Genomic DNA, 18,161 nt, shown 5'->3' with positions numbered 1-18,161 from the left:
TCGGATCCTCGATAACATCTCGCTGAACGAGATTATCGCTCAACGAGAGGAACGCCCGTGTCCCTGTCGGCTTTCGATCGTGCCTACGACGAACTGCGCGCCCGCTGGCCCGAGTCCACCGAGGAGCGCGACGTCGCCACGCCGTACGGGCGCACCCGGGTCCATGTGTACGGTCCGGCGGACGGCAGCCCCCTGGTGCTGCTGCCGGGCGGCTCCGCCACCGGCCTGGTCTGGTTCGCCAACGCGCCGGTGCTCGGCGAGCGTCACCGGGTCCACGCGGTCGATCTGATGGGCGACGCCGGCCGCACCGAACGCCGGGGCGAACCGCTGAGGAACGCCGACGACCTGACGGCCTGGCTGGACGCGCTGCTGGACGGGCTCGGGCTCGCCCGCACGCACCTGTGCGGGCACTCCTACGGCTCCTGGCTGGCCGCCAGGTACGCGCTGCACGCACCGCGGCGGGTCGAGCGCCTCGCCCTCGTCGACCCCACCCAGATCTTCGCCGGGCTCCGCCCCGGCTACCTGCTGCGCGCGCTGCCCACCCTGATCCGCCCGAGCCAGGCCCGAGCCCGCGCCTTCCTCGCCTGGGAGACGGCGGGTCTCCACCCGGACGAGACCTGGCAGCGGCTCAACGCGCTGGCCACCACCGTTCCCGGCCGCAAGCTCTTCACCGGCGGCCGCCTGCGGACCGCCGACCTCCGCATGCCGGTACTGGTGCTGCTCGCGGAACACAGCCGCGCCCACCGCGCCGCCGAGGTCGCCGGCAGGGCCCGCCGGGCCCTGCCGCGGGGCGAGGTGGTCCTGCTCCCCGGAGCCACCCACCACTCCCTGCCGCTCACCGAGCCGAAGGAGCTGAACGAACGGCTGATGGATTTCCTGGGCTGACGGCGCCGGACGGCACGCCCGCAAGGCAGGAGACCGCGTCGAGCGGGGCGACCGCCGCCGCTCGACGCCGCCCGTCGCCGCTCGGCCGCGAAGCCGGTGCCGGTCGCCGACGTCACCCGCGCGACTCCCCCGGTCGTGGAGCATCTCCTGCCACCCCGGCCCACGGCCGCAGCTTCTCCGGGTTGCGGACCGCCCAGATCCGGGCGACGCGCCTGTCGAAGACGTCGAACGAGGCGACGGTCGTGACGACGCCGGCACGCCGGGCCACCAGGCCCGGCACGCCGCTGACCGACCGCTCCAGGAGTTCGAGTCCCGGAGCCCTGTCGGCGATGGCGACCATGTACGTGGCGATGCGCGCGCCGCCCTCGACCGGGCGCGGGGCGGCGCCGGCCGCGCCGCCGCCGTCGGCGGTCATCACGGCGGCCGGGTCGAGGAGCCCGACGAGGGCCGCGATGTCCTTGCTCTCCCACGCCTCCTTGACGCGCCTCACCACGTCGGCCCGGCCGCTCGCCGTCACCTCGGCGGGTGCGGTGCCCAACCGCCGCCGGGCGGACGCCGCCAGCTGTTTGCAGGCCGCGGGGGTCCGGCCGAGAACGTCGGCGATCTCGGCGAACGGGTACCGGAAGACGTCGTGCAGGACGAACGCCACCCGCTCGGCCGGCGTCATCGACTCCAGGACGACGAGGAAGGCCGTGGTCACCGACTCGTCCAGGACGATCTGGTCGGCGGGGTCCGCGGGTCGCGAGGGGCCGGTGCCGCCCGCACGGGCCCACTCGGTGCGGTCGGGCAGCGGCTCGGGCAGCCACGCGCCGACATAGCGTTCCCGGCGGGCCCGCGCCGAGCCCAGCAGGTCCAGGCAGATGCGGCCGGTCACCGTCGTCAGCCAGGCGCCGGGGGACAGGATCTCCTCCCGACGGCTCCGCGACAGCCCGAACCAGCGGGCGTAGGCGTCCTGCACGGCGTCCTCGGCCTCGGTCACCGACCCGAGCAATCGGTAGGCGACATTGATCAGTTGGCCTCGATCGGCGGCTTCCTCAGCCTCGCCGGTCCCGGCGGTCCCCATGTTCTCGCCCCCCGCCTTACCTTTCGCGGGCCCGCGTCGTCGGGCTGGTGAGACCATTGTCGGTTCGCTGTCCGAGGGCCTGCCGCCCGAGGGCGGAAAAGGGGACTGTGACATGACCACCACTCACGCGACCACTGCTCGGGGGACGGAGGACGGGGAGCGCGGCTCCTCGTTCCTGCGGATCGCGATCGCCCTGCAGACCCTGACCATCTTCCTCCAGGCGGTCTCCGCCGGCCTGCTGCTGACCGCGGCCTACGGAGAGACGCTGCACAGCGTCGGAGCCCGGGTGATGTACGGGGCGTCGATGCTGTACGTGCTCGCGGCGGTGCTGGCGTGGAAGCCGGGCGGCGGCTCGCTCCGGCCCGTCTGGTACGCGTCGGGTTTCCTCGTGCTCGCCTCGGTCCAGGTCGTGCTCGGCATCGCGCACGTCCCGTCGGTCCATCTCCCCCTGGGCGTCCTGATGTTCGGACTGAGTGTGCTGGCGCTGGCCCGGCGCTGAGACCCCCGCCAGGCCGGAGGGCGATCCGGTGCGGAGGCCGGCGAAGCGGCGGGGGAGCGAGAGGGCGAGGGGCCGAGGGGGCGAAGGGCCGAGGAGCCGGGGAGCCGGGGAGGAGCGACGGACCGGCGTCAGCCGTCGGCCAGCCGCCCGACGGCCTCGAGCACCCGGCCCGCCCCGTCCTCGGCCGCCAGGTGCCGCGCCGCTCTCGCGGCGGCCCGGCCGTACGCCTGCTCCCGCACCGCCCGGCCGAGCGACTCGGCGAGCCGTTCGGCGGTGAGGGACCGGAAGGGGATCGGATCGGTGGCGGCGCCGAGGACGGCGAGCCGCCCCGCCCAGAACGGCTGGTCCGCCGTCACCGGCACGGTGACCGCGGGCACACCGGCGCGCAGCGCGGCGGCCGAGGTGCCGGCCCCGCCGTGGTGGACCACCGCGGCCAGCCGGGGGAACAGCAGGGCGTGCGGTACGTCCCCGACGGTGAGCACGTCGTCGCCGTCGGCGGCGAGCCCGGCACTGCCCGCCTGGAGGATGCCGCGCAGCCCGGCGCGGCGCAGGGCCCGTACGGCGATCCCGCTCAGCCGTTCCCCGTCGCCGGACGCCATGCTCCCGAAGCCGATGAGGACGGGCCGGGGGCCGGCGCGCAGGAAGTCCTCCAGCACGGTGGGCAGGCGTCCGGCCGCATCGTGCGGGGGCCACCAGTTGCCCACGACCTCCAGACCGTGGCGCCAGTCCGGGGGACGGGGCACCAGGGCGGTGCTGAAGCCGTGCAGGACGGGCCAGTTCGCCCGTTCCCGCCGTCGGCGCATCTCGGAAGGCGAGACCGGGGGCAGCCGCAGGCGGTGGCGCAGCTCCGCGACCGCCTGTTCGTAGACGCGGTCGGCCATCCGCAGGGCGAAGCGTCCGGCCTCCCGGTTGGCGAGACGGCCCAGTGAGCGGGCGTTCGTGACGACGGGCGGGAAGTCGCCGGTGGGGGCCGTGGGCTGGAGGTACACGCCGAGGCTCGGCGTGCCCGTGGCCTCGGCGAGGTGCCAGCCGAGCGGGGCCGTGGTGGTCGACAGCAGGAGCAGGTCCGTGCCGTCGGCCGTCGCGTCGGCGAAGCCCCGTCCCAGTTCGGTGATGAAGGCGGCGGCGGTGCGCATCAGTTCACGCCGGCCGGTGACGCCGCCACGCCCCCGCGTGTCGGCGGGGAGGGCGCGGAACTCCAGTCCCGCGCCGCGCACGAGGGGGGCGAAGGCGTCCGTGGTGGCGAGGGCGACGTCGTGTCCGGCCCGGCGCAGTGCGGCGCCCAGCCCCGTGTAGGGCGCGACGTCGCCGCGCGATCCGGCCGCGGCGATCAGGATCCTCATCGCTCCTCCTCGGAACCGGTGCGGCCGCCCGGGTGGCGTGCCGCGTTGGCGTGGACCGCCCTGCACGTGTAGGCGGCCAGGCCCGGGCGTTGCTGCGACGGCGGTACGACCAGGGCGAACGCGCGCGGGTCGGCGACGAAGTCGTCCGCGATGCGCCGGTGCATGTCGGGCGGGCAGGAGGTGAACCAGCGCGAGACGTGCAGGCGGTGCTCCTCGGCGAGGTCCATGGCCCGCTCGCCGTCGCTCGGCTCCCCCTCGTCGAAGGCCGCGAGCAGCTCCGCGCGCCAGGCGGCGGCCTCGCCCATGAGCCGGCGCCAGTCCTCCTTGGTGTGGGCGGTCGCGCGGGCCATCGCCTCGCGCTGCCCCTCCGAGTGCGCCCACTTCAGCTCCGCCTCGGTGGCGTAGCTCAGGTCGAAGGTGATCTCGCCGAAGACCTCGAAGCGTTCCTGAGGAGTCAGGGACACCCCGGTCCTCTGGACCTCTATCGCCCGTTCCGCCACCTCGGCCAGCCGCTGCAGCCTGGCGATCTCCTCACGCAGCTGCCGCTGCCGGGCCCGCAGGCGCTCCAGGGGGTTCGCCCGCGGATCCTCGAAGATCGCGGCGATCTCGTCGAGGGAGAAGCCGAGCTCGCGGTAGAAGAGGATCTGCTGGAGCCGGACCAGGTCGGCCTCGCCGTAGAGCCGGTAGCCGGCGGGGCTGCGGTCACCGGGCGAGAGCAGTCCCGCCTTGTCGTAGTGGTGCAGCGTGCGCACCGTCACGCCGGCGAAGGCCGACACCTGTCCCACGGAGTAGCTCATCCACCTGCCCTTTCGTCGGCGTACAGCCTCGAGCCTGACGTAGGGGGAGGGTCAACCCGCGCTCGCCGGGCGCCGTACGGACGCGCGGGCGGCGGGGTGCCGGCGGAGGAGGTGGTGCGGTGGCGGCGGGCCCCGGGCGGGCGCCGGCTTCCGGCCGGGCGGCGGGTGCGGTGCCCCGCGCCGGGCGCCGTACGCCGTCCGCCCCGCACGGGGCGCCGCGACGGACACCGCGCGGGACGGCACGACGAGGGGCCGGGCCCGTGCGGGCTCCGGCCCCGCGGACCTCACCCGCCGCCGCGAAGGCCCCGGCTCAGGGCCACACCAGGCAGTACGGCTGGTGCCCCGCCTCGTGCAGCCGGTGGCTGAAGTCCTGCCACTCGTGCAGCGAGTGGGAGGGGTGCGGTGCTGACCTGGGGCTTCTTGGTCATATGTGCGTTGACCTGCGGGACTCCTCTCGGTAGTTCTCACGGGTCAACGCCGTTTCCCGGGCTCATGTGCCCTGGATGTGCCCCGTCCTGGCTGCAGAGTCGGCTGGGAAGCGCACGCCTGCCCGGCGCATACATGAGGCCGTCTTGCTCACTGCTTCTGACCCTGGTCACATGGTCATTGGTCTTTGGTGGGATGCGAAACGGGGGACGCGTGAGCGGATTACGGGTCTCTGTGTGGAAGCGTTACGGACATGACCGTCTCTACGTGAATCAGCCGGACGGCACGAAGGTCGCCTGGCTCGACCGCCGTACGGGGTCTCTGGAGCTTCTGGTCGAGGAGCAGCGGGACGCGGTACTCGACGCCCTCGCTCCCTACCTTGCTACTTCTTCTTTGCCGGTAGTGCACAGGGCACTGCGCTCTGAAGACGACCTTGCGGGGAACCGCCCAGGAGACGCGCTGCAGACGAAGGTGGACGAACTGGCACCCGGCTTCTGGCGGTGGGTGTTGGCCAGGATGTCCGGTAGGCGTCTAGGGGTGGACAGCTGGCGCACCGGACTGGCCGGTGAGCGCCGGGTGGGAGCGGAGTTGGAGAGGCTGGTGCGGCGAGGCTGGCGAGTACTGCATTCCATACCCCTGGCAGGCGATGTCGACATCGACCACGTCCTGATCGGTCCGGGCGGAGTCTTTTGTGTCAACACGAAGTGCCACCGTGGGGCGCGTGTGTGGGTGGGCGACGACTCGGTTCGGATAGGCGGCCAGTCGTACCCCTACGTGCGGAAGAGTCGAGCCGAGGCGCGTCGGGCATCGAGCGCGCTGACGCGTGCGTGTGGCTTTCCCGTCGAGGTTCAGCCTGTGCTTGCCTTCGTTGCGGTGGCAGAGCTGCAGGTCGTGCCGTCGCTTCGCGACGTGCGTGTCCTTCAGGAGCGCGATATCGCGACGTTCAAGCACCTCAAGACTGGCTGGGGACCGGACAAGGTCGAGTTGGTGTACATGGCGGCACGTGATCGCCGCACGTGGGTTCGCCCCTGAACGGTTGGCTGGGTTACAGCCAATTTCCGCGGAATGTGGCTGGTTTACGTCATTACTCGTCGGTCCTTGTTGAAGGCCGCGCTTCTCTCCCGCATCCTGGAAGGCTTTCCGTTGAGCCATGATCTGGGGGGATAGGTGTCTCTTCATTCTGCACTCCGTGCGAACCACCCGGAGGCGGTCCACCGCACGCGCCAACTTATCGAATACATGCGCGAATTTGTTCGCGGGTCATACAAGCCGGTGCGGGACTGGCAGAAATACCCGGAGGTCCTCTGGCTTTCCGACATTCCGGACGACAGGCTCCGGCGGAACCCGGATGGCGACCGGACGCTGCTTAAGGTGGCGCACCGCCCGTCCCGCCCGGCTCCTGTCCTGCCCGAGGTACTGGTGGGATGGGTCGATCCCGAAGCCGCCGCTACCGCATCGCCCGAAGTGCCACCGCTGGCCGAATCGGGACCGGGGCAAGGTTGGCAAGAGGACGAAAACGGAGACCTGTTCGAAGTTTCCGAGATTCGCCGGGAGGAAGCGCACAACGTGCTGCGCGCCTACACACGGTGGCTCGACGCGTGGCGCAAGTGGTCGGAGAAAGAGCGCATTGACCGTCCTTATAGGGAACTTCATCAGCAGCTGTACCGAATGGCGACCAGGATTCAGCAGGACGGCGAGGAATACGAGGCGGTACTGGGCGCCGGATTGCTGACCGTCGGAGCCGCACGTCCGTCGGCGCGCATCGCCCGGCACATTTTGACGGCGCCGCTGATACTCACCGTGAATCCCACGAACATGTCCATCACCGTCGCCCTCGCCCCCGGCGACCCGGCGCGGATGGAGGACAGCGAGTTTCTCGACGCGGACGCGGGCTACAGCACCCGTCTGCTGAGCCCGCTGCGGGACCGTATCGATACGGAAGGATTCCATCCGCTGTCCCGTGACTCCCAGGACGTGCTCGGCGACTGGTCGGAGAGGGCGTTCGGCACCAATCGCGTGGTGGCGTTCCACCGTGGCTGGGGCCGCCCATCCGCAGACCTCGTGCTGCCGGTGCCCACACTTGGGTTCGCGCCGGCGATCATTCTCCGCCAGAGGGGCCAGGGTGCCCTCGTAAACTTCTACGACGGCATCGCGAACCGCCTCGCTCAGCCCGGTGCCATCGCTCCGCTGGGCTTGGCTCAGCTGCTGTACCAGCTGGAAGCGGAGGACCGCAGGGTGTGGGGTACGGCGGCGGGGAGCCGTGACGTGCCGCCCGCCCTTGGCCCTGACCCGCTGTTTCCGCTGCTGTCGAACGAAGCCCAGCGGGAGGTGCTGAGGCGCCTACAGACCGATACTGGCGTCGTCGTTCAAGGGCCGCCCGGCACGGGAAAGACGCACACCATCGCCAACCTCGTGTGCGCCTTGCTGGCAGACGGCAAGCGGGTGCTCGTGACGAGTGAGAAGGGCCAAGCGCTGAAGGTCCTGCGGCAGCAACTGCCGCCCGAGCTGCGCAACCTGTGCGTCCTCCAGGGCGACCGGCGCCAGGACGGCAGCGACGACCTGGAACAGTCCGTGCGCTCTCTCTCCCAGCTCAGTGCCACCCAGTCGACGGAGCGACTCGACGTAAGGATCAAGAGCCATGAGGCGCTGCGCTCGGAACTGTCGGACACCCGAGCACGCCTCCGTAACGAACTGCGCGCCATCCGTGAGGCGGAGTGGTACGAACACCTCGAGGTGGCGCCCGGATACAAGGGGCGGCTCGCGGAGATCGTGGAGACCGTCGCTGCCGGTGCACCGAAGTACGGCTGGATGCCCGCCCTGCCCGCTTCGGCACCGCGAGAACCTTCGCTGAGCCAGGACGAGGCCCAGCGCCTGCTGGGTCTGGTGTCCCGGCACGGGGCCGGAGTACTGGACGAGCATGCCGCCCGCTGCCCGGACCCCGCAGATTTCATCGCACCCGTGCTGTTCGAAGAAGCGGTCAACGCCCTGGACGCCGCTGTACGTGTCTGTGCTGCGTCGGCGTCCGACACACTTGCCCTCGAACTCGCAGACCGCGGGGATGAGCTGATCGCGACACTGGTCGGTCTGCTGGACGCAGCGGAACACGCGCTGCAGAGCGAGGGACTGCCGGGTGACCCTGCCGCCTGGCCGCCCGAGGAGTGGACCACGCGCGCCTTGCAGGACGGAATGGCAGGCCGGCGGCAACAGCTGTGGGAGGGAGTGCGGCAGGCGTCCGCTCGTGCCGAGGACGTGCAAAGCGTGCTTCAGCACATGCTCTTCGCCGTGCTCGACGTACCCGACGTGGCGCTTGCCGAGGAATCACGTCTCATTGCCGCCGGAAAGGATCTCGAACAGTACTTGCGTGCAGGCGGCAAGCTGCGCAAGTTCGCCCCGAGGCCGGTCCAGAAGGAGGCCCAAGTCCTTCTGCGGGACTGCCGGGTGGATGGGAGGCTGCCCAGCACACCGGACGAGATCTCCGCGTTGGTGGCTCATCTGGCGGCACGCCAGTGCATTCGGCAGCTGAACGAGCGCTGGAAGAGCGTCGACGCGCCCGAGGCCGAAGGCTCCACGCAGGTGGCTCTGTCGGAGCTGCTGGACCGGGTGCCGACGCTCCGCGCGGTGGACGGGTTCACCCAATCCGTGCGTACGCTGCACGAAGTCCTACTTAAGGCCCGGATCAAGGCCACGGTGCGGACGGCACAACAGTGGGACGACGTGCGTACGTCGGCGAACAGTGCGGAACGGCTGCTCCGTGCCCGTGAGGCGGAGGAGAGGCTGCGGTCCATCTCCGAGCAGCTGCCGCGACCCGATGCCCGCGGAGTGGCCGAACTGGCAGAGGTACACCGGGCTGTCACCGACCGTGATCCGCAGGCGTACACGTCCGCGATCGATTCGCTGACCGAGGCATTCCACCGTGAGGCTGATCGCCGGGAGGCCCGCAAACTCCTGGACCGCCTGTCCGAGGACCACCCCGAACTGGCACGGCGCTTCGCCGAGTCCCCGACCGAGGCGGCGTGGGAGACCCGCCTTGTAGACCTGGATGGGGCCTGGGCATGGCGGCGAGCGCGTACCTTCCAGGACACGATGCTGACACCTGGCAGGGAAGCCAAGCTAGATGGCGAATTGGAGGCAATCGAAACGCAGTTGAGGAGAACGGTGACTCAACTAGCGGCCGACCGAGCGCTGTATCACTGCCTGGACCGGATGACGGCCGGACAGAAACAGGCGCTGAGTGCCTACGCGTCGGCCACGGCGAACGCAGGCAAAGGAATGACGGCACTCGGCAAGCGGCACCTGAAGGCCGCCCGTTCCGCGATGCGTGACGCGCGTGCCGCGGTCCCGGCATGGGTCATGCCGATCAAACAGGTGGCCGAAATGATTGATCCCGAGCCGGACGCCTTCGACGTCGTCATTGTGGATGAGGCGAGCCAGGTCGGTCTGGACGGGCTGATGCTGCTGTGGCTCGCTCCGAGAATCATCGTCGTGGGTGACGACAAGCAGTGTGTCCCGTTTTACACAGGCGGCAAGCACGAGCGGCTCAACGAACTCCTCGACTCACTCCTGCCCCATCTCACCGACTGGCAGCGGGACGGATTCAGCCCCAAGTCCAACCTCTACGACCTGCTGTCTGCGCGCTTCAGCGAGACGATCAGGCTCACCGAGCACTTCCGGTGCATGCCCGAGATTATCAAGTGGTCCTCCGCCCAGTTCTATCCCGACAACGAACTCGTGCCGTTGCGGCAGTACGGAGCGGACCGACTGCGGCCCCTCGAAGTCGTTCATGTGCATGAAGGTCACTGTGAGGGACGGCGAGAGACCCTGGTCAACAAGCCCGAGGCCGAACGCATCGTCGCCAAGTTGCAGGAACTCGCGGAGGACGAAGCATATGCGAAACGGAGTTTCGGGGTCATCGTGCTCCGTTCCGGACACCAGACAAGGCTCTTGGAGAGTCTCATCGACACGCAGATCGACTCCACGATCCAGGAGCGGCACAACATACGTGTCGGCACGGCCGAACAGTTCCAGGGGGACGAAAGGGACGTCATCCTGCTCTCGCTGGTCGTCGACGCCGACAACACCCGGGCCCTGACCGGCCAGGGTGACGGAAGACGGTTCAACGTGGCTGCCAGCCGGGCCCGCGACCAAATGTGGCTGTTCACCTCCGTCACACCGGACCAGCTGCGCAGTAGGGACCTGCGCCACTCCCTGCTCACCTATATGCAGGCGCCGCCGGAACTTCAGGGCACCTCTCCCGGCCTTTCCGCCGTTTCACCCGATGAGCAGTGCGAGCCGTTCGACTCGCTCTTCGAGCAGCGGGTCTTCCGCAGGATCAAGGAACGTGGCTACCACGTCGTCCCTCAGTGGAAAGTCAGCGGCAAACGCATCGATCTCGTCGTCGTTGGAGAGACGGGCCGCCTCGCCGTGGAGTGTGACGGCAGCCCGTATCACTCCACCCCTGACCAGATCCGTGACGACTACGAGCGGGAGCGGGAACTGCGCCGGGCAGGCTGGCAGTTCTGGCGTATACGCAGCAGCGAGTTTGCCCTGTCTCCCGAGGATTCGCTGACCCCGTTGTGGAAGCGTCTTGACGCTCTGGGGATCCGGCCCGGAGTTACCGAGGAGGCCCAGGGCGACTCGGGGAGCATTTGGGCCCCGATCGAGATGGACGATGCCGACCTCACCACCGATGAACTCGACGCCATGCTCGATGAGGATGCGTCCGTCTCTCTTGAAGGGGTCTGATGTGAACGAGATCTTCGACGACAGCACGCTGACGGAGATTGCCCACCTGATCTGCGGGGACGAGACGCCGCTGCTTTACCGGAAGGGGTACGAGATAGCCACGTTCTTCCAGCGTGCGGGCTGGGACGACGTCCCGAATTACGACGGCACACCGAGGCACAAGTGGACCTTGGATCTCCTCAGGGAACGACAGGAGGACGGTACGGACGACGCCCAGCGAGCCGTCCTTCGCCTGGCGAATCGCCTTGAGTACTACAACCAGCAGCAGGAGTACCACGCCACACTGAAGCGGCTCAACGAGATACTTGTGCTCGACGGACGCCGGATCGGCGAGGAAGAAGGCCAGCCGGTCCTTGTCCGCTGCGAAGCCGGTTTCGAGGACGAAGTACGGCGGCAGTTGCCGCGTGTGGAGTTGAAGGTCTCCGTGACGGAGGTGGTGAGCGACCCGGAACTCGCCGCTACCGTGCAACTTCGGCTGGACGAGGCACGCACCTGCTACGAGCACGGCGCCTATACGTCGGCGGTCATCATGCTGGGCAGTCTCCTGGAGGGGGTGCTCGCGCATGCCGCGCAGGTCCGCGCCGCAGGCGTACGCATGCCGAAGCCGTTGCGGAACATGGGGCTGAATGACTTCGTCGACTTCGCGTACGAGAACAAATGGATCGAGCACGATGCCAAACTTGCCTCGGAGCTTGTCCGGCACTACAGGAATCTCGTCCATCCCCTGGCGGAGAAACGGACCGGACACAGCCCGAACCGCGACACGCTCGACATGTGCTGGCCGGTGGTGAATGCCACGTTGAACGATCTCGCGGCGACGGTGGTAGCGCCTCCTGTACCGCCCACTCCGCGTGCGACCACAGAACGAGGTCGTGGTCGCAATCCCAATGCCTCCGTACAACGCCCAACGCCGGCCTCTGTCGCTCGTCGCCGTCCAGGTGGGGGAACAACGGCAGGCACTTGAACCGCGGGTGCTCGATCCAACGTGGGCGGAGAAGCGCGGAGTAAATACTCCCTGATGTCGCGTGTGCGATGTTGATGCGGCTGATCCGGGGGTGGACGTCGGGGATGTGGCCTGGGATCCGCTTTGACACGTCAGGTGAATACGAGTTCACGGAAGGTGTTGCGAATTTCGGTCAATGGCCCACGATCCCTTGTGTAGTAGAGCTTGTTGGTCAGGAGTACCGCCCAGCGGCACTTGGTGGGGGAAATCCACATGCCTGTGCCGGTGAAGCCGTAGTGGACCCAGACGTCTTCGTCGGCGGTCGTGCCGGGAGCGGGGTGCCAGAACAGGCCGCGAGCAGGTTGGAGCCGGCCCGTCTGGATTGTCAGGGAGCGGGTGATCCATTCGCTCCCGAAACCAGCCCGGAACTGGGAAGCGGCAGGGGCGAGCATGTACCGGAGGAAGGCGGCGAGGTCGTCGAGGACGGTGAAGGCGCCGGCGATGCCGCAGACGCCGCCCAGGAGGCGGGCAGAGAAGTCGTGGGCGACTCCCTTGAGGTGGGTGTCGGTGTCCTGGTCGAGTTCGGTGGGTGCGCAGCGGGCGGCGAGGTCGGCGGGCAGGGGGCCGAAGCGGGTGCCGGTCATGCCCAGCGGATGCCAGGTGCGGGCGGTGGCCAGCTGGTCCAAGGGGCTGCCGGAGAGGTGTTCGGCGAGGTAGCCGAGGATGAGGGCGGCTCGGTCGGTGTACTCGACGGCTTCGCCGGGTGCCCGGTGGAGTGCCTCGTGCAGTACTCCGCGGCGGATGTCGTCCGGGTTGGTGCCGTAGAGGTTCTTCAGCTGGGCTCGCAGTGGGACGCCGGCGGTGTGCGTCAGCAGATGCCGGGCGGTGACGGCTCCGAGTGGGTGCCCGGTGACCTCCTGCCAGAAGCTGCCGAGCGGCTGGTCGAGGTCGAGGGTTCCGTCCTCGTACAGGGCGCCGACGGAGGACCAGACAGCCAGGATCTTGGTGAGGCTGGCGGCGTCGAAGACGGTGTCGGTGCGCATCGGCACGTCCGGCTCGTCGGGGTCGAGGACGCCGGTGGTGCCCTGGGCGAGGGTGCCGGTGGCGTCGCCGAGGGCCCATACGGCGCCCGGGTACACCTTGTCGCGGACCCCCTCGTCGAGTAGGGCTTCGATGCGGTCATGCTCGTACGTCATGGTCTCCCTCTTCGCCGGGGTATCCCGTCGGTCAGCGTAGTGACGTTCGCAGAGCGGTTCGGGTAGTGACGTGTCGGGACGTCTGACGGTCGGTTCAGGTGAGCTGTCGGCCGAGGTCGGTCAGGGATCGTGCGGTTGCCGAGAGGGGGTAGCGTGCCGCATTGGCATAGCCCGCCTGGCGCAGGGCGGACAGCAACCCAGGGGTCTTCATCAGCCGGTCGAGATCCCGTGCGAGTGCGGCGGAGTGGGTGAAGTCGGTGGTCATACCGGAAGCGGCGAGCGCCTCGCTGAGGCCGGGGACAGGCTGGTAAAGGACGGGGAGCCCGCACGCTTGGGCTTCCAGCGCGACCAGTCCCATGGCCTCCAGGGTGGTGGACGGCACGACCAGCACATCGTGTTGGGTGAAGGCTTTCCACAGCTGTGGGCGGCGCAGCCAGCCGAGGTAGCGGACTCGTACGCCGGCGCGTTGCAGCAGCGGGGCCAGTGCGTGGAACTGGGCTCCGGGCGCGGCGACGCTTAGCTCGACACCGGGGACGGGAGCCAGGCTCTTGATCAGGGTCTCGCCACCCTTTTCGGTGGTCAGGCGTCCTGCGTACAGGAGCCGCAGGTGGCTGGTGGAGGTGCGTGCCGGCCGGGCGGGCGGTGCGGTGAGCAGGTGGTCGGGGATGCCCCAGGGGATGTGGGTGATCTTGCGGCGTTCGATTTGCGGGGCGAGCTTGAGGAGGCGGTCGGCCATTGCGTTGGTCGGGACCACGATGGCGTCGGCGGCCCTGGCTGTTTCGCGCAGCACTTGGAGCTGGTCTCGGTGGGTCTCGGCGAAGATCAGGTCCGTGCCGTGGACGAGGGCGATCCGGGGATGCGCGGGCAGAGCGCGGATGAGGGCAGGAGTGGCGCCGAATGCGAGGTGCTGCAAGTGGAGGACGCCGATCTGCGTGGGATCGAGTATGGCTGTGAGCGCTCTACGCAGGGTGGCGACGTAGCGGCTGAAGGCCGCTCCTTCCAGGCATTTGCCTGCTACGGGGAGCACGTTGAGTCCGGCGGGTGGACGAGGAGCGTGACCAGGTGGTGCGAGCATGAAGGCGCGGGCCGGGATGAGGGGTTGTCGTCCGGTGTAGAGGTCGAGGAAGAGCTCGATGCTGCCGCCGGGGCTTCCGACGGGGAGGTCCAGGAAGGTGGCGGCCATCGGGCCGGTGGCCGAGCGAGCGTTCACCGCGCTCCTCCGTCGATCTCCTCGTAGAGGCGCGAGATGTCGATGCCTTCCGTGGACGCGTACTTGGCAGGCTGCTGCTGGTAGCTGGCCGGGGTGCCGAAGGTGGTGAGGAAGACGAGCTTGCCGAAGGTCATGCCCGGATACACGCGCACCGGTCGCGTGGCGCGGATCTCCAGCGTCCAGCGGATCGTATGGCCCTGGTGTCCGAGCGGAGCCGAGACGTGAACCCAGATGCCCAGGGACCCGGTGGTGCGGTCGCCGTTCAGTAGCTGCGCGTACGTCTCCGAACCGGTCCGCTCCAGCGTGATGCCGAGGTAGAGCAGGCCAGGGCGCAGCATGAGGCCGGTGTCGGGGATGGGTTGCTCGGTGAAGGCGGTGGGGGTTGCGGCGTCGAGGTTGCCGTCGCAGACGCGGATCGTTTCGCCGAGCCGCCAGTCGTAGGCGTTGGGGGAGAGGCGGCTGGGCTCGTACGGGTCGATGGTGATCTCGTCGGCCTGGACGGCGGCGGCGATGGCGGGACCGGTGAGGATCACGATGCCACCGCCCGGAGTCGGGCGAGGTCTCGCCAGTAGGCGGAAGGCTGCGGTCCTGCGGCGGCCTGGTACTTGCCGCGGTAGAGGTCGATGGCGCCGGTGGAGACGAAGAACATGATCTGCCCGATCGCCATGCCGGCATACACGCGCAGCGGTCGGATCGGGGTGAGCATGAGCGTCCACTGGCCGTGGAAGCCGATGTCGCCGATGGGGGCGGTGATCTCGACGAACAGGCCGAGGCGTCCGACGGAGGAACGACCGAACAGCAGTGGCACGAAGGTGTCGGAGCCGACCTCTTCGAGGGTGTGGCCGAGGTAGAGCTCGCCTGGCTGGAGGATGTGCCCGTCCGAGCCGATGCTGGTTGCGTTTGTGGGGTTGGGCCGGTGTGGGTCCAGGACCGTGCTTGTGTAGGTGATCAGGGTGGGGCCCAGACGCACGTTGTAGCTGTTGGGGTTGACCTGGTCGGCGGCGAACGGGGTGATACGGAGGCGGCCGTCGTGAGCGGCAGCGGTGATCTCCGGGCCGGTGAGGATCATTCGCTGTCTCCTTCTGCGGTGTCGGGAGCGGTGAGGACGTGCTGGACGGCCTGGTCCAGGCGCAGGCCGGCCTCGTGTGTGCGTCCGCCGAGGTAGGTGTCGGCGAGGTAGTCGGTGGTCAGCACGGTGGTGATGGCGTCCGGCGGGGGATAGGGGGCCGTGACGAGCGGACCGGACTGCGCGGTCAGATCTGACAGCAGGCCACGGAGGTCGCTGCGTGCCGGCTCAGGTACGTGGGCGTGCACCAGCTGGTTGGCGAACGGCTCGATGGAGAGCAGGTCGCCCTGGGTGAGTGTGTCGCCGAGCGGGACGGCACGTAGTGCCGTCTCGTTGAGGATGACCATGTCTGCCCCGAGTGCCGTACGCAGGCGGGCGGTGAGCTCCATGAGCAGGCTGCGCCGGTCGAGGGGCTGGTGGCGGTACGCCGGACTGATCGGACCGAGGACGGCGGCCAGCCGCTGCTTGACGTCTTCGATGTGGGAGCGCAGATCGGCAAGCTCCATGGGAACGACGCTCGGGGCCCGCCTCGGGAAGGATGTGGTGCCCGCACCCCATCCCGTGCCCACGGGCGTGGCGATCGCGTAGCCGTCGGCGAGTTCCCGACCCTTGGCGACCAGGGTGCCGTCGACTCGGACCGGTCCGTACTGATCGCTGTGGCAGTGCCCGGCGAAGACCACGTCGAGGAACGGACAGGCCGCCGCGAGTTTCCGGTCCTCGTCGAAGCCGGAATGGCTGAGCAGGACCCAGCTGTCCACCTCGTGGTGGGCGAGAATCACCTCGCGCAGGGACTGCAGGGGATCGGTGACGCATTGGCCGACTCGCTGGGCAGCCGGGATCGAGTGGAAGGCTTGCCGGCCGATCACAGCGGTTACGCCGACGCGCCGTCCATCGATGTCGGCGATGTACAGGCGGCGGAACAGAGCGTCGCCGGTGTTGGCATCCACGGCATTGGCGCAGACAGTGCGCCGGTGAAGGTCGGGTTCGAAGTAGTGGGGCCAGCCGTGGTTGCCGGGGGCCAGCACGTCGTACAGCCTGAGCAGGATCCCCCGCTCGATCGTGCCGCGGGCGAGGCGGTAGTACCCGCTGCCTTCGAAGAAGTCGCCGCAGTCCACGATGAGGGAAGTCGGCCGCAGCGAGTGGAGGTGGGTCAGGAACGGCGCGGCGTTGTCGAAGGCGGAGTGGACGTCCGTTGTGGCAACGATCTGGCGTAGGTTGCGCCCGTCGGTGGTCATGGGGTGACCTCGCAGATGTCGGCGCCCAGGGTGTGGAGCTTGCCGGGCAGGTCGGCGTGGCCGCGGCGGAGCTGGTCGAGACCGCCAAGGGTGGTGACGCCCTGGGCGGTGAGGCCGGCGACCATGAGGGCGGATCCGGTTCGGATGTCGGTGGCCTCCACGCCCGTCCCGGTCAGTCGTTGAGGACCGGTAAGGCGGCACTCGGTGGGGGAGATCTCCTGGATGTCCGCCCCGAGGCGGGCCAACTGCGGCAGAAGATTGCCGTGGCGACCTGGGTTGATGGCGTCGGTGAACAGATGGGTACCGGGTAGGCCGAGGGCCAGTGCCATGAGTGGTGGTTCGAAGTCGGCGTCCAAGCCGCCCGGGCTGAGCGAGGCGGTGGCCCGTAAGGGGCGGCTGGCCAAGCGGCCGTCCTGGGCGTTCACGGTGAGAGTGTCCGCCTCGCTGACGGTGGAGATGCCCAGTCGGTGCAGGGCGGCCACGAGGGGGCCCAGGTCGTTGGCTCGCGCGCCTCGGATGCGCGCGCTTCCGCCGGTGGTGGCGACTGCACAGGCGAGTGTCCCTGCCTCCACCTTGTCTCCCGGCACTACCCATGCGGCGTCGCTCGGTGCCGAGGGGGGCGGCGAGAGGGCGAGCAGGCGCTCGCCGGCCCGGGTTTCCCATCCCGCCGTCTGCAGGGCCTCCAGCACGTACAGCACTTCCGGCGAGAGATTGGGCTCGCCCAGCCGCAGAGGCCGGCCGGTGGTGACGGCTCGAAGCAGGGCGGCCACGGTCGCCCCGCGCGAGCGGAACGGCAGCACCAGGGACACGGTGCCATAGCGACGTCTGGCGGCCTCGACGCGATATCCGGAGTCATCCAAGACACTCCGGTCGCCGAATGCCTCGTACACCTTGAAGTGCAGATCCATCCCGCGTGCGCCGATCCGGCAGCCTCCCGGCCACGGCAGCCGTGCCTCTCCGTGCCGGGCGAGCAGGGCCGGCACCAGGTAGTACGAGGCACGGATACGCGCGGCCTGGGGCAGGTGGGGGCGCACGGGCTGGTTTTCAGTCGGCAGAATCACCGCCGCAGTCGGCTTCCCGACCGGCTGCGCTACGTGCCAGCCCGACTCTTGGAGCAGCGCGAGCATGGTCTGCACGTCCGTGTTGGCAGGGATGTTGTTCAGTCTCACCGGACAGCCGAGGGCAGCCGCGGCGGCCACCAGCGGGAGCGCCGCGTTCTTGGAGCCGTCGACAGTCACAGTGCCGGTGAGCGGTGGGCCCGGACGAACGGCGATCACCTCGGCGGCCGCGCCGGGGACGTGAGTGGTCGTCATCAGCAACTCCTCTGTGCAACAAGGGGGGACACGATCGGATGGTCCGGATTGGTGGGCAGTGCGATCTCGGCCCAGCAGCACTTCCCGACCGCCGTCGGCTCGACGCCGTATCGATCCGCGAGCGCGGCCACGAGGAACAGACCTCGGCCGCTCTCGCTACACGGATCCGGGAGACCCGGCCGGGGCAGCTCCGGGCAGTCGTCGCAGACTTCGATCCGCAGTGACTGCTCGTCGAGACGGACGGACAGGGAAACCGGGCCGGCTTCGGCATGCCGGACCGCGTTGGTGACGAACTCACTGATCACGAGCTCGGCGGTGTGCACCACCTCGTTGCCCAGCACCGTGTCCCAGCCCTCCATAGCATCCACGGCCCGGTGCCGGGCGGCGGTGACCGCGGTCGGTGTGGCGGATACGGAGAGTGCGAACTGGTGCGCTTTCACGAG

General features: G+C 69.2%; 15 protein-coding genes. 5 read left to right on the top strand and 10 right to left on the bottom strand.

Annotated elements, in window-relative coordinates; translation table 11 throughout:
- Positions 1–57: 57 nt before the first annotated feature.
- Positions 58–885 (top strand): alpha/beta fold hydrolase, encoded by an 828-nt coding sequence (locus ACZ5FU_RS05435; protein WP_468833788.1) that lies wholly within the window; start codon positions 58–60, stop codon positions 883–885.
- Between the two features lie 112 nt (positions 886–997).
- Here the strand turns inward: ACZ5FU_RS05435 and sigJ are convergent, their stop codons facing one another.
- Complete coding sequence (gene sigJ / locus ACZ5FU_RS05430) at positions 998–1,948, bottom strand: RNA polymerase sigma factor SigJ (protein WP_469044622.1); 951 nt, start codon at positions 1,946–1,948, stop codon at positions 998–1,000.
- Positions 1,949–2,060: 112 nt separating this feature from the next.
- Between sigJ and ACZ5FU_RS05425 the strand changes: the two genes are divergently transcribed.
- The gene (locus ACZ5FU_RS05425) at positions 2,061–2,447 is read left to right on the top strand and encodes a hypothetical protein (protein WP_451529522.1); all 387 of its coding nucleotides are present in this window, start codon (positions 2,061–2,063) and stop codon (positions 2,445–2,447) included.
- A gap of 128 nt (positions 2,448–2,575) precedes the next feature.
- Here ACZ5FU_RS05425 and ACZ5FU_RS05420 read toward each other — a convergent pair whose 3' ends face one another.
- Complete coding sequence (locus ACZ5FU_RS05420) at positions 2,576–3,790, bottom strand: glycosyltransferase (RefSeq protein ID WP_469044621.1); 1,215 nt, start codon at positions 3,788–3,790, stop codon at positions 2,576–2,578.
- Positions 3,787–4,587, bottom strand: a complete 801-nt coding sequence (locus tag ACZ5FU_RS05415) for a MerR family transcriptional regulator (protein WP_451777593.1) — start codon at positions 4,585–4,587, stop codon at positions 3,787–3,789. The genes ACZ5FU_RS05420 and ACZ5FU_RS05415 overlap by 4 nt, the downstream gene beginning before the upstream one ends.
- A 693-nt stretch (positions 4,588–5,280) precedes the next feature.
- Here ACZ5FU_RS05415 and ACZ5FU_RS05410 point away from each other — a divergent pair.
- The 3 genes from ACZ5FU_RS05410 (at position 5,281) to ACZ5FU_RS05400 (ending at position 11,719) form a co-directional block, all read left to right on the top strand.
- On the top strand, positions 5,281–6,045 hold the full coding sequence (locus ACZ5FU_RS05410) for a nuclease-related domain-containing protein (RefSeq protein ID WP_451777595.1): 765 nt from the start codon (positions 5,281–5,283) through the stop codon (positions 6,043–6,045).
- A 207-nt stretch (positions 6,046–6,252) separates the two neighbouring features.
- Positions 6,253–10,755: an AAA domain-containing protein gene (locus tag ACZ5FU_RS05405; protein WP_469044618.1), complete on the top strand. Its 4,503-nt coding sequence runs from the start codon at positions 6,253–6,255 to the stop codon at positions 10,753–10,755.
- Position 10,756: 1 nt separating this feature from the next.
- Positions 10,757–11,719 carry a hypothetical protein gene (locus tag ACZ5FU_RS05400; RefSeq protein ID WP_451777600.1) on the top strand — a complete coding sequence of 321 codons (963 nt, stop codon included), beginning with the start codon at positions 10,757–10,759 and terminating at the stop codon, positions 11,717–11,719.
- A gap of 131 nt (positions 11,720–11,850) precedes the next feature.
- Here the strand turns inward: ACZ5FU_RS05400 and ACZ5FU_RS05395 are convergent, their stop codons facing one another.
- From ACZ5FU_RS05395 to ACZ5FU_RS05365, 7 genes are all read right to left on the bottom strand, one after another.
- Positions 11,851–12,894 (bottom strand): serine hydrolase domain-containing protein, encoded by a 1,044-nt coding sequence (locus ACZ5FU_RS05395; RefSeq protein WP_451777602.1) that lies wholly within the window; start codon positions 12,892–12,894, stop codon positions 11,851–11,853.
- A 94-nt stretch (positions 12,895–12,988) separates the two neighbouring features.
- Positions 12,989–14,077 (bottom strand): glycosyltransferase family 4 protein, encoded by a 1,089-nt coding sequence (locus ACZ5FU_RS05390; RefSeq protein WP_451777789.1) that lies wholly within the window; start codon positions 14,075–14,077, stop codon positions 12,989–12,991.
- Between the two features lie 23 nt (positions 14,078–14,100).
- A complete protein-coding gene (locus tag ACZ5FU_RS05385) occupies positions 14,101–14,637 on the bottom strand; it encodes a dCTP deaminase (RefSeq protein WP_355978670.1) in 537 nt (178 codons plus the stop codon).
- Positions 14,634–15,173, bottom strand: coding sequence for a dCTP deaminase (dcd, locus tag ACZ5FU_RS05380; protein ID WP_087808836.1), 540 nt, complete (start codon positions 15,171–15,173; stop codon positions 14,634–14,636). The genes ACZ5FU_RS05385 and dcd overlap by 4 nt, the downstream gene beginning before the upstream one ends.
- The gene (locus ACZ5FU_RS05375) at positions 15,170–16,405 is read right to left on the bottom strand and encodes a metallophosphoesterase (RefSeq protein WP_451777607.1); all 1,236 of its coding nucleotides are present in this window, start codon (positions 16,403–16,405) and stop codon (positions 15,170–15,172) included. The genes dcd and ACZ5FU_RS05375 overlap by 4 nt, the downstream gene beginning before the upstream one ends.
- Positions 16,402–17,718, bottom strand: a complete 1,317-nt coding sequence (locus ACZ5FU_RS05370; RefSeq protein ID WP_451777610.1) for a UDP-N-acetylglucosamine 1-carboxyvinyltransferase — start codon at positions 17,716–17,718, stop codon at positions 16,402–16,404. Before ACZ5FU_RS05370 ends, ACZ5FU_RS05375 begins: the two co-directional genes overlap by 4 nt.
- Positions 17,718–18,158: an ATP-binding protein gene (locus ACZ5FU_RS05365; protein ID WP_451777612.1), complete on the bottom strand. Its 441-nt coding sequence runs from the start codon at positions 18,156–18,158 to the stop codon at positions 17,718–17,720. The genes ACZ5FU_RS05370 and ACZ5FU_RS05365 overlap by 1 nt, the downstream gene beginning before the upstream one ends.
- Positions 18,159–18,161 lie beyond the last annotated feature (3 nt).

It is taken from the genome of Streptomyces sp. NPDC031554 (assembly GCF_055580685.1).
This window is presented reverse-complemented; position numbering and strand designations above follow the sequence as displayed.

What these genes read in the sequence shown, in the direction of transcription:
- sigJ (WP_469044622.1), bottom strand. Translation starts at nt 1,948, where the DNA reads ATGGGGACCGCCGGGACCGGCGAGGCTGAGGAAGCCGCCGATCGAGGC.
- ACZ5FU_RS05425 (WP_451529522.1), top strand. Translation starts at nt 2,061, where the DNA reads ATGACCACCACTCACGCGACCACTGCTCGGGGGACGGAGGACGGGGAG.
- ACZ5FU_RS05420 (WP_469044621.1), bottom strand. Translation starts at nt 3,790, where the DNA reads ATGAGGATCCTGATCGCCGCGGCCGGATCGCGCGGCGACGTCGCGCCC.
- ACZ5FU_RS05415 (WP_451777593.1), bottom strand. Translation starts at nt 4,587, where the DNA reads ATGAGCTACTCCGTGGGACAGGTGTCGGCCTTCGCCGGCGTGACGGTG.
- ACZ5FU_RS05405 (WP_469044618.1), top strand. Translation starts at nt 6,253, where the DNA reads ATGCGCGAATTTGTTCGCGGGTCATACAAGCCGGTGCGGGACTGGCAG.
- ACZ5FU_RS05395 (WP_451777602.1), bottom strand. Translation starts at nt 12,894, where the DNA reads ATGACGTACGAGCATGACCGCATCGAAGCCCTACTCGACGAGGGGGTC.
- ACZ5FU_RS05390 (WP_451777789.1), bottom strand. Translation starts at nt 14,077, where the DNA reads ATGGCCGCCACCTTCCTGGACCTCCCCGTCGGAAGCCCCGGCGGCAGC.
- dcd (WP_087808836.1), bottom strand. Translation starts at nt 15,173, where the DNA reads ATGATCCTCACCGGCCCGGAGATCACCGCTGCCGCTCACGACGGCCGC.
- ACZ5FU_RS05375 (WP_451777607.1), bottom strand. Translation starts at nt 16,405, where the DNA reads ATGACCACCGACGGGCGCAACCTACGCCAGATCGTTGCCACAACGGAC.
- ACZ5FU_RS05370 (WP_451777610.1), bottom strand. Translation starts at nt 17,718, where the DNA reads ATGACGACCACTCACGTCCCCGGCGCGGCCGCCGAGGTGATCGCCGTT.